11 protein-coding genes and 3 pseudogenes are annotated in these 15,038 nt (G+C 70.5%); 9 read left to right on the top strand and 5 right to left on the bottom strand.

Annotated features, from left to right (window positions below):
* Positions 1 to 342: 342 nt before the first annotated feature.
* The 6 genes and pseudogenes from AB0D01_RS35565 (at position 343) to AB0D01_RS35540 (ending at position 5,910) form a co-directional block, all read left to right on the top strand.
* Positions 343 to 1,608, top strand: coding sequence for a M23 family metallopeptidase (locus AB0D01_RS35565; protein ID WP_363062776.1), 1,266 nt, complete (start codon positions 343 to 345; stop codon positions 1,606 to 1,608).
* A gap of 523 nt (positions 1,609 to 2,131) precedes the next feature.
* Positions 2,132 to 3,136, top strand: a complete 1,005-nt coding sequence (locus tag AB0D01_RS35560; protein WP_363062774.1) for a hypothetical protein — start codon at positions 2,132 to 2,134, stop codon at positions 3,134 to 3,136.
* A gap of 322 nt (positions 3,137 to 3,458) precedes the next feature.
* Positions 3,459 to 3,674, top strand: coding sequence for a hypothetical protein (locus AB0D01_RS35555; protein ID WP_363062772.1), 216 nt, complete (start codon positions 3,459 to 3,461; stop codon positions 3,672 to 3,674).
* A 431-nt stretch (positions 3,675 to 4,105) separates the two neighbouring features.
* Positions 4,106 to 4,459: pseudogene (locus AB0D01_RS35550) on the top strand (HSP18 transcriptional regulator); the annotation flags it as partial.
* 75 nt (positions 4,460 to 4,534) lie between these two features.
* The gene (locus AB0D01_RS35545) at positions 4,535 to 5,170 is read left to right on the top strand and encodes an STAS domain-containing protein (protein WP_363062770.1); all 636 of its coding nucleotides are present in this window, start codon (positions 4,535 to 4,537) and stop codon (positions 5,168 to 5,170) included.
* A gap of 164 nt (positions 5,171 to 5,334) precedes the next feature.
* Positions 5,335 to 5,910, top strand: coding sequence for a hypothetical protein (locus AB0D01_RS35540; RefSeq protein WP_363062768.1), 576 nt, complete (start codon positions 5,335 to 5,337; stop codon positions 5,908 to 5,910).
* A gap of 649 nt (positions 5,911 to 6,559) precedes the next feature.
* Here the strand turns inward: AB0D01_RS35540 and AB0D01_RS35535 are convergent.
* A complete protein-coding gene (locus AB0D01_RS35535) occupies positions 6,560 to 7,777 on the bottom strand; it encodes a M20 family metallopeptidase (protein ID WP_363062766.1) in 1,218 nt (405 codons plus the stop codon).
* The gene (locus AB0D01_RS35530; RefSeq protein ID WP_363062764.1) at positions 7,774 to 9,219 is read right to left on the bottom strand and encodes an MFS transporter; all 1,446 of its coding nucleotides are present in this window, start codon (positions 9,217 to 9,219) and stop codon (positions 7,774 to 7,776) included. Before AB0D01_RS35530 ends, AB0D01_RS35535 begins: the two co-directional genes overlap by 4 nt.
* Positions 9,220 to 9,535: 316 nt before the next feature.
* Between AB0D01_RS35530 and AB0D01_RS35525 the strand changes: the two genes are divergently transcribed.
* Complete coding sequence (locus AB0D01_RS35525) at positions 9,536 to 10,528, top strand: Lrp/AsnC family transcriptional regulator (protein ID WP_363062762.1); 993 nt, start codon at positions 9,536 to 9,538, stop codon at positions 10,526 to 10,528.
* 10 nt (positions 10,529 to 10,538) lie between these two features.
* On the opposite strand, the gene AB0D01_RS35520 is transcribed toward AB0D01_RS35525, so the two are convergent.
* Together AB0D01_RS35520 and AB0D01_RS35515 are read right to left on the bottom strand one after the other, a co-directional pair.
* Positions 10,539 to 10,835, bottom strand: a complete 297-nt coding sequence (locus AB0D01_RS35520) for a hypothetical protein (protein WP_363062760.1) — start codon at positions 10,833 to 10,835, stop codon at positions 10,539 to 10,541.
* An 861-nt stretch (positions 10,836 to 11,696) separates the two neighbouring features.
* A complete protein-coding gene (locus tag AB0D01_RS35515; protein ID WP_363062759.1) occupies positions 11,697 to 12,467 on the bottom strand; it encodes a hypothetical protein in 771 nt (256 codons plus the stop codon).
* Positions 12,468 to 12,592: 125 nt separating this feature from the next.
* On the opposite strand from AB0D01_RS35515, the pseudogene AB0D01_RS35510 reads away from it, so the two are divergent.
* Positions 12,593 to 12,972 (top strand): annotated as a pseudogene (locus AB0D01_RS35510) (transposase); the annotation flags it as partial.
* A gap of 475 nt (positions 12,973 to 13,447) precedes the next feature.
* On the opposite strand, the gene AB0D01_RS35505 reads toward AB0D01_RS35510, so the two are convergent.
* The gene (locus AB0D01_RS35505; RefSeq protein WP_363062757.1) at positions 13,448 to 14,368 is read right to left on the bottom strand and encodes a hypothetical protein; all 921 of its coding nucleotides are present in this window, start codon (positions 14,366 to 14,368) and stop codon (positions 13,448 to 13,450) included.
* Positions 14,369 to 14,578: 210 nt separating this feature from the next.
* On the opposite strand from AB0D01_RS35505, the pseudogene AB0D01_RS35500 reads away from it, so the two are divergent.
* Positions 14,579 to 14,938, top strand: a pseudogene (locus AB0D01_RS35500) (transposase); the annotation flags it as partial.
* Positions 14,939 to 15,038: the final 100 nt, after the last annotated feature.

The following is a 15,038-nucleotide window of genomic DNA, read 5'->3' as shown; positions in this document are numbered from 1 at the left end:
GCACAACCTCGCCCTCGCCGGATAGGCCTACGGGCGGTACAGCAGCCCACTATCCCCGAGGCAACTCAAAGATCATTTACGGGACAACCCTTAGGCCTTGCTGACACCTCGGCTCCGTCCCAACCGCCAGAGGGCGAACCCGTCCCTTCGCGACGAGCGCCGATGTATCAGCACGAGCCGGCCAAGCGAGGTGGAGTGATGAACGCACAACGCTCCCGTCCGGACCCGATCAGTGTCTCCGAACGGCTGTCGTCGCGAGAAGGGCGTGCGCGACGACGCGTGCGGTCGCACCTGGGGGCCCGGCGACCGCGCCCGATGACACTGTCCGCGATACTGGCCGCCGTGCTGCTCGTCGCGGGCTCCACTTCTGCGGAAGGAGCTGCTTCCTCACGGTCTGGTGAGCAAGCCGCGCCGACCGGGGTACGGGCCGCTGCGACCGTGCCGGACAGCTTCAGCCCCGTGGTGGTGACACCGGTCGGCGATCCGACCTTCCCCTGGCTCGGCAGCGACCAGAAGTACCACGTCTCCTACGACCTGCAGCTGACCAACGCCTCGCGGCTGCCGGCCACGCTCACCATGGTGCAGGTGGTCGACGCCGAACACCCCGATGCTGTCGTCGCCACCCTTTCCCGCCGCCAGCTGGCCGATCCCGACTGTGAGTACGGAGCCTGCAACCTGCTGCGGATGCTGCCCTCGTCGAACGCCGCCGACACCGTGATGCCCCCCGGTCAGTCCCGGGCCCTGATGGTGGACCTGACCTTCGACACGCTGAACCAGGCTCCCGCCGAGGTCATGCACCGGCTGTTCGTCACTGGGCAGGCTGTCCCCCCGGCCACCGAGCCGAGCCCGATCAGCTACCTGGCCGCGCCGTTCGACATCTCCTCCGGCAAGCCACGGGGCATCGCGCCCCCGCTGAGAGGGGAAAACTGGGTCGCCGCGAACGGCTGCTGCGGCACCGGCAGTCCGCACCGTCCTTCGCTCAACTCCCTGAACGGCAAGCTGGCCAACTCCCAGCGCTTTGCCATCGACTGGATGAAGCTCACCGACGAGGGGAAGTTCTACAGCGGCGACAGGACGAAGAACGAGAGCTACGCGGACTACGGTGAGGCGGTGTACGCCGTCGCCGACGGCACGGTGAGTTCGACTCTCGACACGGTCGAGGCAGGCACTCCGGGCATTCTGCCCGCCAACGACCCCGTTCTCGGTCCGAAGCTCACTGTCCAGAACGTGGACGGAAACAACATCATCCAGGACCTCGGCGGCGGTGTCTGGGCCATGTACGCACATCTGGTCAAGGGCAGTCTGCTGGTCGAGCCGGGAGACAAGGTCAAGAGGGGACAGAAGATCGCCGATTTGGGGAACACGGGCAACTCCAATGCCCCTCATCTGCACTTCCAGCTGATGAACGCCCCGTCACTGCTGGAGGCAGACGCTGTTCCTTATGTCATCGACCGCTTCACCTACCGGGGGCAGATCCCTTACCCGACCTGGCTGGCCACTGACGACTACCTGAGCGGCACCTTCCTGCAGGGCAGACTGCCCGAGCCACAGGACCGCACCGACGAGCTGCCCCTCGTCCTGACCGTCGTGAACTTTTCGGATCCGTGAGTGCGACGTGCCGGTTCGGCGTCCGTTGGTCCGCCGGTGACGGATCCTCAGCCGGGTATGGTCCACGCTCCTCGTGGCCCGGAGACCGGCCGGACCTGGCGCTCTCCTGCCACCGCGCCGGGTATGGAAGATGCGCGGAAAATCAACAAGGCCCCGAAACTCCGCCCGCCGCCCGCATGCCGATAGAGGGCCTCAGCCGTTCGCGCGGCGGCGCGGGGCTGCCGCTCCGAAGCCCGGGCAAGCCCGCCGCGCGGTCCAGCCGTACGGCTACGAAGTTGATTCCGATGATCGGCGATACGGTCTGCGGTCAGCTGTCGACGAGCCGCTGCACCACAGACTCTTTCGGCGGCCCAGGGATGTCTTGAGCACGGGCTCTCCTCCCTTCGACCTGGCCATTACCCCACGAGTAATCGACCCCTGCCTCGACGAGCGGGCATGGTCTCCAGGCGAGCGGCAGCCGGCCGCATGCGGTGGTAGCGAATCGGGGTACGGGATGTTCGTGGGACGGCGTGGTGTGGTGGCAATGGCGGTCGCGGCGGTCGTCGCGGGGATGGCGACCTCGGCGGCAGCGCTACCGGGCGGCGAGGAGAGAGCCACCGGGGGCGACTGCCGGGACGTGCGCGCCAAGGTCGAGCGGTTGGAGGGTCGGATCACCCCGAACGTCTGCGCGTTCATGCGGCGTCAGATCGCTTTCGGTGAGGCGCCGACCGGTACCCCGCCGGCCGCCGGGGAGCTGAGCCACCCCCGGGTGAAGGCCTATCTCGACATCTTCGACGAGGACGCCACTCTCTGGGAGGCGGGCGGCGCACCGCAGCGCGGCCACGGCGTGATCGGCAACTCCATCACCGGGTCGCTCAGGCTCGTGCCCGACCTGCGCTACCGGGGCACGGACGTGGTGGCCGACGGCGCGGTCATGATGTTCGGCCAGTGGAACGAGGTCACGGTCAAGGGCCACAGGGTGGCCTACCCGCAGATCGCGCGCAACGTCCTGGGGGACGACGGCAAGACCCTCCAGGCCCGCCGCTACTACGACCGCTACGTCCTGTTCCGGGACACCGTCCCGGAGGTGGCGCCCGAGGCCCTGTTCGAGGGGATCGCGGACTCCGGTCCCGTCGCCTCCCGCGGTCCGGACCCGGAACGCTTCAGGGCCGCTGAAATTCGAGACCGCCTGGCGGCATGGAACGGGGAGGACATCGACGCCCTGCTCGCCCGGACGGGCAACGCACGACTGTCGGGACCCGGGCTGGACGCGCCCCTGAAGACCAAGGCCGGCAAGCGGGCCTACCTCCAACGCCTCTTCGACACGGCGGAGGTTCGCCTCAAGGCCGGCCAGGTCGCCTTCGGCGGCACCACGACCTACGTGGAGTGGCACGGCACGGTCTCCGGACCGAAGGGCAAGGACATCCCGTTCGGGATCGTGGAACGCTTCGGCCCGGGCGGTGAGTGGGAGCTGTACTTCGACACCCTCCCACTGATCGCCGACCGGGACGAGATCGGCGCACTCTTCCAAAAGCTGGCCCAACCCTAGCCATCCCGGCGTCTCGCCGATCTCGGACCACGTAGCCCACGGAGACATCCGCCCTCCGACCATGTGCTCCGACCGCGAAACGCGCGATCTCGACGTATGCCGCGAGGCGCAGCCGGGGGACCAGACCCACCACACACACCAGCTGCTACCCACGCGTGGGATACCAGCAGCCTTCCCTGGCCAGGCGCGCTCGATGATCGCAACTCGCAGGGCACACTGTCGGGACAAGGGGCTACCAGGAGGCCGAATGAGTTGGGCGTCATGGACCACGCGTGGAGTCTTCGCCGGGCGTGACGGTGTGCATACAGGTGGCGAGGGCCCCGTGCTCACCGGCGAGCTCGACATCCACACCACGTGGATCGAGGCCGAGGGCCTGGCGCAGGTCACGGTGCAGTACAGCGGGGCGTCCGAGTGGCTGCCGATGGCCGGCAGCCCCGTAGCCTGTGCCACCGATGCCGCGAGCCGTGCCCTGCACGAAGAAGTCGTCCGCGCCGTACGCGACGGAGCGGCCTTCCCCCTGGGCACCGGAGACTTCTGACCATACGGACCGCGACCGAGGCGAGCCGGCCGACCGTGCGCTCGGGCACGCTCGCGGAGGGCTCGGTACGAACATCCACCTGGTCCGTCACCGGCCGAGGCGCGGTTCACGCAGAGGCCGGCCGCCGGCGTTCGACCGCAAGACCTACCAGAGGCGGCATACCGTCGGACGATGCGTTGCGCGCTGGCGGCAGTGGCAAGCCTGAGAACGTGTGCGGACGAGCTCGCCACCTCTCACCAGTCCCCAGTCCACCTACCCGCCATCCCCGCGACCGTGAGGATCCTCCGACGTCCTCACCGCCTTCGCCGCCCTGCGCGCCGGCGCCGACTCGGACCCCGAGACGACGCCGCCCAAGGACCCCACCCTCCCCGGGCTGAAGGCCCGGGCATCCTGGGCGAAGCCAGGTGCCGACGACCTCCTGACGCCCCCGACGCCTTCGACCCGGCAAGGCCGGCAGTACCGGCGAGGAGCGCGTCCAGGCCACCCGCGACACCCGCGCCGCCGACCGCAGCGTGACCGCCTGGGCCCGCGGCAACGCGGCCGATCTACGTCGCCTCGCCGGACAGGTCACCGGACTCACCGGCCTGCCCGCCGGCGCCGAGGGCGCGATCGGTGACCTGAACCAGGCCCTTGCCGACAACGACGCCGCCCGCCTCGTCCGCCCCCTGACCGACACCCGCGCCCACCTGCGGCCCGAGGACACCGACCTCGCCGACCGCATCGACGTCATGACCCGGCACACCGACCGGCTGCGCCAGGACACCCACGACCAGCGCAACAGCTAGCCCATGGCCCTGTGTCATCAGTCCGCCTTCGGACATCCAGAGCCAACGGGCCCGCAGATCGAAGGAGTGACCGCCATGACCGAACACGTTCCCTCCGCCGACGCTCGCCCCGACGAGATCGCCGTGGAGGTCATGGAACACGCGATCACGATCAGGCCCGTGGGGGAGATCGCCATCGGCACGGCGCCCGCTTTGCGGCTCGCCCTCTCCGAGGCCATACGCCGTGCCTCGGCAACCAGGCCCGTCACGGTCGACTGCACCAGCCTCACCTTTTGCGACTCGTCGGCACTCAACATCCTCCTCGCCGCACGGCACACAGCCCGGGAACTCGGCATCCTTATCCGCCTGGCGGCCCCCTCCCCCAGCTTCAACGCCTCCTGCAGATCACCGGAACGAAAGCCCTCTTCCCCGTCGTCAAATCGCCGGAACGCGGCTGAGCTCATCCCCGTGGTCCGATCTGATCACCTTCGATCACGGTCACGGGATGTCCGACGACACCACCCACGTTGCGGCGGTGTTCAGCGGGACTTCGATTTCGCGTTGTTCACGGCCATCCCGCCATCGCCGTCCGCTATTCAGGGCCCTCATCCGCCTTGCTCCCGGGCGGCGCGATCGCGGACGATGTCGCGCACCGCATCCGAACTGCTGCCGGTCGACACCGCCCACGAACTCGGCTCAGCTCGACACCTCCGGACGGAAGAGGGAGGATGAATTGATGGACCGGACTCCCTTTGGGGTGACTCGGCAAGCGCCAGGAACGTACGCGTCATTGCCGTTTGCGCGACAGCCGGTGGCCTACGTCGTCCCCCTGCCGCACAGCGGCTACGCCGTTCCTCATGCCACCGCCCTCGCCCCACAGGCGTGAGGAAACCGAGATGAACAAGCGCACGCGCGTCATCCTGACCACCCCCCTGCTCGCCTGCTCGCTGGCCCTCGGGCCGGCCGCCGCAGCCGTATGGGCAGCCGCCCCACAGACCCTGCCCTCGGCGCAATGCTTCGTCGAGGCGAAGCCGGGCGACGCAACCAAGTCGATCATCACCGGTGAAGGCTTCACCAAGGGCACCAAAGTAACCGTCGACCAGACCGACGGACCCGGTGGCGTCTTGGTCACCGTCGGCGAGGACGGCAAGTTCGCGGTCGCCGACCAACCCAACGGCAAGTACACCGCCGCCGGCGGCGGACTGAACGCGACCTGCCTCGGCGGCCAAGCGGCCCAGGACGCCGTGAACAAGAACGCCGTCGACGCCGCACGCAAGGCAGGCGCCACCGAGGGCTTCACCATCGGCAAGGAACTGGCGCAGGCCGGCAACTGCGACGCGAAGCCCAAGGCCAAGCAGATGCCACAGGGACTCGTGCCCGACGCGGCCTCGCAAAAGGCCGCCAAGGAAGCACACGACGCGGCCTTCGACGCAGCCTTCAACGCGGCGATCAAGCGTTACTGCACCGACTGACCTGCACACGACCGCGTGCTGCAGCCAGGCTCAACATCGTTGTGCGAATCCTGTGAGCCCGGTCCGCCCCAGCGGGCCCGTCCAACCGGGATGTGGCAGGGGGCGGACTGTCTCCGAGACAGCGGCATCCTCCAAGTGCCGTACGGCCAACGGCGATGCCGCTGTACGCGGCCAAGGCACCGGGCGCTCCGATGGGGCACCCGGCGCTGATCGGTATCGAGGTCGGGTCACCAACTGCCTCGAAAAAGGCCGCCGAGAGTCCGCGGGGAGCCTGCCGCGGTGATGGCGTTCGCGAAAGCGACGACCAGTAGTACGGTCGTCATCCGGCAAGACCCCCCTCGCCCGCGCACTCGCCCAGCGTCTGGGTTGCCCCGCGCTCCTGCGCAACGAGATCAAGGTCGGCGACGCCCCCCTCAACCTCCCGGCCCTGGAAACGTTTTTCGCGAGCATCCGCGTCCTCCTACGGGCCGGCTCAGCCGTAGTGGCCGAAGCCGCCTTCCAGGACCGCCTCTGGCGCCCCGGACTGGAGCCGCTCACGAAGTTCGCGGACCTACGGATCATCCGATGCACCACGCCCACGGCGACAAGTGAGCGGCTCCCTCCCTGTCGACACCCTGGACCTGACAGCTGCTCGGGCGCCTTTGCCCGGTCAGTCCCGCCGGTCCGTACGGCGGACGTGGCGGGTGCGGTCCGCGGCGCGGGCCAGGAGGCGGGCGCGGTGGGTGGGGTCGGTGGCCAGGGTGATGGTGGTCCAGGCCATGGCGAGGCCGCCGTCGAGGACGGCGCGGTCGGCGGCGTCGGTGGTGCCGTAGCGGGTGAAGTCGGGGTGGTGCATGATCGTGTCGCCGCAGTCGTAGCCGATGGTGGGGTGGATGGTGGGCACGAGGTGGGAGACGTTGCCCATGTCGGTGGAGCCGGCGCGGAGGTTCGGGTCGAGGGGTGCGATGGTGCGGCCCAGGCTTTCGGCCGCGGCTTTGTAGGCTCCGCTGATCGCGAGGTCCTGGCGGAGGTCGGCGTAGTCGTTGCCGACGGTTTCCAGGGCGAGTTCGGCGCCGGTGGCCAGGGCGCCCGCCTCGAAACAGGCGCGGACGCGGGCCTGGAGCTCGGCGAGTTCCTCGCTGGTGCGGGCCCGGCAGTCGTAGAGGGCGGTCGACCGGTGGGGGATGACGTTGGCGGCTTCGCCGGCCGAGGTCACGATGCCGGAGATCACCGCCTCGGGTACGAGCTGCTGGCGGTAGGCGGCGATGGCGACCTGGGCGATCATCATGGCGTCGGCGGCGTTGACCCCGCGGTGGGGCATGGCGGCGGCGTGCGCCGGGACGCCGTCGTAGGCGACGTCGAGGCTGCTGATGGCCAGGGAGGTCATGCCGACGGCGTCGATGGGGGCGGCGTGGACCATCATCGCGGTGGCCAGGTCGTCGAAGGCTCCGGCGCGGATCATGTCGACCTTGCCGCCGCCGGACTCCTCGGCGGGCGTGCCGAGGAGTTTGACGGTGATGCCGAGTTCGTCGGCGAGGGGTGCGAGCGCGAGGGCGGCGGCCATCGAGGCGGCGCCGTTGACGTTGTGGCCGCAGGCGTGGCCGATGCCGGGCAGCGCGTCGTACTCGGCGCAGATCCCGATGACCAGGTCGCCGGAGCCCGCGGTGGCGCGTACGGCGGTGGGCAGGCCGTAGGCCCCGATCTCGGTGTCGAAGCCCGCTTGCTCGGCCAGGTGTGCGACGCGGCGGGCGGCGCGGTGTTCCTCGTAGGCGAGTTCCGGGTCGGCGTGCAGTGCGTGGCTGAGGGCGAGAACGGAGTCCTGGACGCTGGTCAGTGCGGTGCGGGCGCGCTCGCGCAGGGTGTCCGGGGTCGGGCCGGCGGGCGTCATCGGGACTCCTTGGAAGCGGGGCGGTGCAGGAGGGTGAACAAAGCTCCGGCGGCGGAGACGGCGGCGCACAGGGTCCAGGCGGTGGTGTAGGCGCCGAGGTCGGGGAGGGTGTCGCCGGGCCGGGTGTGGGCGGTGGAGATGCCGAGGACCACGGCGGCGCCGAGCGAGCCTCCGACGCTGATCAGCAGCTCGTTGATGCCCGAGCCGACGGAGGTGCGGTCGCGCGGGACGGCTTCGACGGCGAGGGTGCGGGTGGAATGCTGGAGGAGGCCGATGCCGAGGCCGGCCACCGCGTTGACGGCTACGAGGGCCGTGGCGGACCCGTGGGCAGTCGCGGACAGGGCGTAGCCGGCGGCCATCAGGAGGGATCCGGTGACGAGTGTGCCGCGGTCAGTGATCCGGGCAGCCACCGCGGGCCCGAGGAGGGCTCCGAGGGCGATGGCCAAGAGGTAGGGCAGCATCGCGAGGCCGATGCCGACCGGGTCGAGGCCGAGGCCGTAGCCGGATTCGGTGCGGCTGGTGCCGTAGAAGACCGGGTTGGCGATCTGGAGGCCGAACATGGCGAAGCTGAAGGTGATGGTGACCAGGGACACCACGATCACACCCCGTCGGGCGAACATGCGTACGTCGATCATGGGGTCGGGGGTGTGCAGCTCCACGCGGACCCAGATGGCGAGGGTGGCGGCTCCGCCGAGGAGGGCGCCGAGGGTGGGGGCCGAGGTCCATTCCCAGCCGGGGGTGCCTCCCAGACCGAGGCCGAGCATGACGGCGACCAGTCCGGTGCAGAGCAGGAGGCCGCCGGCCCAGTCCACCCGGCCGCCGGGGCGGGAGACGGTCTCCGGGAGCAGCGGCCAGCTGACCGCGAAGGCGAGTGCGACGGCGGCTGCCGGTACCCACAGGGCTGCGGTGGGGCTGTCCACGCTCGCGGCGACGGCGCCGCTGGCGAACAGGCCCAGGGTCAGCCCGCCGACCAGGGCGGCGACCATGACGCTGATGCCGCGACGGCTTTCGGTGTCCCCGCCGCCGGGGCGGTTGCGCAGGATGCCGACGAGCAGCGGGAAGAAGCCGGCGATGGCTCCTTGGAGGATCTGCCCGATGAGCAGCGTGGTGAAGTCGCGGCTGAGGCCGACGAGGACGGATCCGGTGAGGACCAGGGCGAGGTTGGCCCGCAGGATCCGGCGGTGGCCGTGCACGTCGCCGAGGCGGGAGAGGACAGGGGTGAACACGGCCGAGGCGACGAGGTTGGCGACGCTGATCCAGTTCAGGTCGGCCGCCGTCACGCGCAGGACGTCGGTGAGGCTTTTCAGGAGCGGGGACAGGAATCCCTGGATGACGCCACTGGCCAGTTCCACCAGCAGGACGGAGGCGAGGACGAGGCCTGCCGGGGTGGTGCGGGTGGCGGGGCCGGCTCTGTGGCCGGTCGGCACGGAGGAACGGATCATGCGTATCACCTGGGAAGTGCGGCCCGCGGACCGCAGGCGGATCGAATGAGCGGAACCCGCCCCCGCGGTCATCGGCCTGCCAGGGCTCGGGGGCGGATCCGCACACAATGTCGCCGTCCCGCCCTGCCTGCGGCAAGACTCCCCGGCGGAGTCGGGGGATAGCCGCGTCCGCCTGCTCCGGGTGGCGCAATCCGGCGCCCGCCGGGGCCGCGCGATCACTATCGGACGGATGTTTTCGGCCGGCCTCCACGGTCTCGTAGGGTGCCGCCTCGATCGTGGGGCGCGACGCACACGACGGATCGGAAAGGAGTCGTGCATGGAGGGCACAGGGCGAGGAGAGGGTGGCGAAGGGGATCTGCGGCTGGACGAGCTCGACCACGCGGTCCTCAAGGCACTGCACCGCGGTCCGCGGGCCGCCGTCGCGGAGGTGGCGACGGTCGTGGGCGCGCACGAGCGCACCGTGCGGCGCAGGCTGGACCGCATGCTGGCGACCGGGCAGGTCTTCTTCGCCGCGGGGCTGGTCCCGGAGTACCTCGGGGAAGGCGTTACCGCCGAGGTGGCGGTGCGCTGCGCTCCCGGATCGGTGCGGGAGGTCGCCGCGGCGCTCGCGGCACGCCCCGAGACACGTTCGGTGGACGTGGCGACCGGGTCACTGGACGTCTTCACCGAGTTCCACGTGAGCACGCATGCGGAGTTGCTGGAGCTGGTGGACGGGGTGGTGGGCCGGATGGCGGGGGTGGTGGGCGTGACCAGCTCGCTGATGCTGCAGCTGCTGATGACGGCCGGCGACTGGGCACCCTACGACGATGAGCCGACGGAGGTCCGCCGGTGTGCGATGGAGGGACGTCCGCTACCCGAGCCGCCGGAACTCGATGTGCTGGACCGGAAGTTGGCGGGGCTGCTGCTGCGGGACGCCCGGATGCCGACGAAGAATCTGGCCGCGGAGCTGAATGTGGGTGAGACCACCGCGCGGCGGCGCCTGGCCCGGCTGCTGGGATCCCATGTACTGCATCTGCGGCTGCACACGGAGCCGGCGTTCCTCGGCTACCCAATCGAGGCGCGGTTCCGCCTCGGGGTGCCGTACAGCCGCCTGGACGCGGCGGTGCGTCTGCTGGCCGCCGAGCCGGCGATCAGGTACCTGATGGTGACGTCGGGACCGATGATGCTGCTGGGCTACTCCAGCCACCGCACGCTACGGGACTTCCACGCTTTCGCGGCCCGGGTCTTCAAGGGGGTGGACTGCGTCTCGGACACCGCCCTGCTGATGAGGAGCTACAAGCGGGCGGGATTCACCGGCCCGCCGGTGTGAGGGCGTACGGTCAGCAGGTCTCGAACGCCGTGTCGAAGGCGAACAGCGTCCGCATCCGGGCGGCGGCCCGGTCCCAGTCAGGAGTCCAGCCCGGGCGGGCGGCACGTGCGCACCAGTGCATCCCGCCGGCGCGCGGCACCTCGCCGCCCGCGGCCAGCTGCTCCTGGGCCCGCTGCCAGGCGGTACGGGCGGCTTCCAGGGCTTGGCGGGCGTTGGCTGCGGGGCCGGTGAAGACGTGGTAGCCGTGGCCGGTACGGTCCTCGGATGTCATGGGGACCTCGACCGTGTAGACGGTGGGGACGTCCATCGGGATCACCTCGTACTCGAACGGGCGGCAAGCGCCGGTGGGAGGGGGCCGGTCGCGCCCCGGGTGGACTGGCCGGTGATCGGTCGGGGTCACCGGCGCCGGGGCGGATGCGGTGTGTCCATGAACGCTCGCCGACCGGACCCGCGGCAAGAGGCGGCGGCAAGGTGGGCGGAATACGGCGCCGGAGCGCCCACGGAGGCGCAAACCGGCCGACCGGCGAGTGGGGCGGTGACATTCCGGCGCGGGTGGCCGGGCCCGTCATCGTGGGAAACGACGGCCCCTCCGCCCCGGGGTCCCGAGGGGGGAGGGCGCAAGCGCCGTGGCGGCCGGCCTGTCGGAGCCGGCGGTGTCGGGGTGCCGGCCTGCCCGGCCGCGCGCTACCAGGAGGTGCGGTGCGGGCCGGCGCCTTCCGGGTCGGCGGCGGGTCGGTCGTCGACGGCGGCCCGAACGACTTCCGGGTCCACGCGCAAGTCCCAAGGCAGCTGTGAGCAGGCACGCTCATGACAGCCATCCGCCCTCGCGACGGGCGTCTGACGGCAGCGGCTTGGTCACCCCGTGACAGCCATGATCACCAACACTGAGCACGGTGAGCAGCGACAGCCCTCTCGCCCTGACTGACCGCCCCACCCAGTGCCACCACCCCACCCATTCACACGAACGCGCGGCGGGAACATCCCGCAAGCAAGCCGTCCTGGCCCTCGCCCGCGCCGCCCGAACGTGCTGTGGGCCCTACTGCTCGACTGCAAGCTCTTCGAGACCGCTGCGGCCCGCGCAGGCGGGACAGCTGTGCGACGCGACCACAGTGGGTCACCACCGCCGCTTGACAACACCATGGGGAATCGGTGGCCAACTCGAAGAAGCTCAGTGGAAGGGGGCGGCGATCCCCAGTACGCCGAGCCAGGCGATCCCGAGGGCGAGAGCCAGGCCGAGGACGTGCTTCACCGTCATCCATGCGAACGTCTGCCGGACGGCGTTGGCGCCCGGCCGTTGCGGGTCGTACACGAGGTGGAGGGTCGGCGACGACCGGCCGCTGAAGTGGTGGTACTCGTTGCCGCTGGGGTCGGTGTAGGTGAAGTAGCCGTGTCGCTTCCCGTTCGGGTAGCGGCCCCGGGCGGCGACGACGGTGATGCCGCGTCGGGCGAGCGTCACCCGGTCGAGGAAGCTGCCCACAAAGGCGCCGGCGAAGAGCAGGCCGAACAGCGCCCCCAGGATGGACACGGTGGTGATGAAGGCGTGGGGGATGCCGTACGTGCCGCCGACCCAGGAGACATAGCCGACATAGGCGAGCAGGACGGCACCGCCGCCCACCAACAGGTGCCACCTCTTGAAGGTGGACGAGTCCTCCTCGGTGGTGACCAGTGCGCTGCCGGCCGGGTCCCGTTCCTCGGGGAGGGCGGTGTTGAGGGCGGTGAGGAATGCTTCGGTGGCGTTGGGGTTGCCGCCCTGGATCGAGCGCAGTTCCCCGTCGGTCAGGACGATCCTGATGGAGGTTTCGCCGTCCCGGGCCGCCTCCTGGATAGCCGCGAGGGGAATTTCGACGCGTACCCGGCCCCTCTCCTGCTCGATGCTCAGGCGGTCGGGGCGCAGCGTGGCTGACGAGTTGCGCCTGACGAGTACTTGGTGGGATGTCATGCCCCGTTGACGGCTGTTGGGACGGTCTGGTTGTACGGCGGTTGATCACGAACTCGTCTCGGCGGCTGCCCGTATCCGGGTCTCTCGGACCCTCCCCCTGAGTGGTGGACGCGCTGATACCGAATCAAACCGCCGACCGCTGGACCTGGCTGGTCATCGCTGCTCACACCCGGCTCCGCGACGCCCGCCCGCTCGTCGCCGACCTCCGCCACCCCTGGGAGAAGCCGGCGGAACCGAACAGGCTTACCCCGCCCGCCTCCGGCGCGGGTTCAGGAACCTGCACACGAAGGCCCCCTCACCAGCGCGAGCGCCGAAACCCACCCGCCCAGGCCCCGGTCGGCCGCCCGGCTCGAAGAACAAGCGGGCCGCCACCCGCTACGAGGTCGGCAGAGTCATGGCCACCGGCGAGGCGTACGCGCGGACCGCCCACCACAAGAAGAGCACCGGACCGAGACGGGCCTCCAGACGGGCGGTCAGGCCGGGCGCGGGTCCGGAGCGGGGGTGAGGGGGTCGGCGGCCGGGGACCGGCCCCGACCCTCCCGCCACGCAAGGGTTGGCGCCGCAGCACCCTCCGCCAGGGCCACGACCGCCGCCACAGGCCGCTGTCCGTGCCGGTCACCGCCACGCCCTGCACCGGAGCCGCCCCGAGGGTGTGCCGCGGGGAGAAGGCAGACCCCTGAGGGACCGGGACCGGGGGGCAGCCGGCTCACCGGCCTCTTCGTCGTCGCCTTCCCCGAACAGTTCTGGGCGCCGCTTCACGGGGCGTCGGCGGACGCTCCGCCTCGACGCCGGCCAGCCGGCGTCGCCGCAGTCGGGGTCGACCGGGCGCGGTGAAAGAGGGAGGTGCGTACCCGGCTCCGCCCGCCGCGCGGCCGGGACCTCGTTACGGCTCGGCGTGCGCCTCCTCGGCGGGTCAGGTCTGCCGGCCTGTGTGGCGGGTACGGTGCGCGGCGGTCGCACCGTCCCGTACGTGCCGAGGGCTATGGCGCGGTGAGTACCCACCATTGCCGTAGCGTGCGGAGACTGTGCAGGAAGACGTGGGGACCCCTTGAGACGGGGCGGGCGTAGCGTGTGACGGGGTCGCCGTTGGGGAAGACGAGGTTCTCGCGGGCGGTGACGACGGCTCCGTCGTCGGTCAGTCGGAGCCGGTGGACGGCATCCGGACGGGCGGGAGTCCCGCTGCCCGGTTCGTCTCCTGCGAGCAGGAGTAGCCGGTCACCGCGGATCGCGAGGCCGAACGGGTTCGAGACCGGGATGCGGCGGATGCGGCGGATCCCCCCGGTTCCCATTTCGACGAGTACGGGCGCCGGCCAGTACGTGGCGTGGACCGTGGTGTCGGAGACGTTGATGGTGTTGATGTCCGCCACGTGGTGGTAAGGCGCGGGGGGACGCATGGCCCATGCGTGATTGCCTCTGTCGTCCCAGCGGACCAGCCCTTGCGCGCTGACGCGATCGTCGCTGTATATGCCTTCGTCGGCGTAGCCGGTCCAGAAGCCGGACCGGCGGTCCGCGACCAGGTGCGTGAGGTGCGTACCCAGGGGGAAGCGGCGCCGGGAGCGGCCGTCGGGGCCGAAGATCTGGCCGGATCGCGCGTTCGGCCCTTCGTCGCCGGAGACGACGAATCCACCGCCGGGGAGGGCGTCGAGGGCACCCGGGTCCACAGCCACTTTGTGGAGGGGTTGTTCGCGTATCGCGCCCTGGTCGCTGATGACCACGAGGGCGTCGAAGGGAAGGCGCGTGGGCGCGGGGACATCCCGGCCGGCCCACTTGTAGGGGAAACGGGTGTCAGGGCAGATCAGCCAGAGAGCACGGCCCCACGGATCGATCGTGGAGGCCAGTACCTTCCGTTCGTCGTACTGCCGAGGCAACAGTGCGTAGGAACGCAGTGCCACCTTCGTCAAAAGATCACCTCGCGGGCGAAGGAATGTGAAGCGTCCATGATCACACGGACGGTGGGTCCGTTTCCCCGGCGCCCTGCGCTCGGCAGCAGCGCAGCGACCCTCCAAGTACGGGTCTGCAAAGTTCTCGGCTCTGTTCCGGAGTCGGCGGTCACGGTGAGTGCTCGCCCGTGATCATCGGGCATGTGTGATGCGAACGCGCTTGCGGGAACGCTGTCTTCGGGGTCGTCGGCGTTGGCCATCGAGGATGTGGCGGACGGTGCCGGGATGGTCCAGGTTTCGGCTCGGACCCGGGATGTTCCCGTTCCTTGTCCGGTATGTGGGGTGCTGACGGGAAGGGTCCACAGGTATCACGGCCGGACGGTGCGATCATCATCAACGCCGAGACCGGCCAGCGGATCGAGGTACTGCCTGGCCGCGAGGCCGCCACTTCGGAAGCCTGGCTGCGCGGGCATCAAGGCCGTGTGCCGGAACGGGTCGGCCACCTACGCCGAGGCGGTCCGTCGAGCGCTGCCCGACGCGGTCCAGATCAGCGACCGACGGCACCTGTGGCACAACCTCGCGGAGGCCGTCCGCAAAGAGTTCGCCGCCCGCAGCATCTGTGGGCGAAAGCCGGTCCGCCCGCGGCGTTCGCCCCCGCCAGGTCGCGAGCCGGACCCGTCGGACGCACTTG

It is taken from the genome of Streptomyces sp. NPDC048606, from assembly GCF_040650855.1.
In the GTDB taxonomy this organism is placed as follows: domain Bacteria; phylum Actinomycetota; class Actinomycetes; order Streptomycetales; family Streptomycetaceae; genus Streptomyces.
Note: the sequence above shows the minus strand (reverse complement) of the source record. Positions and strands in the feature narration are given on the sequence as shown.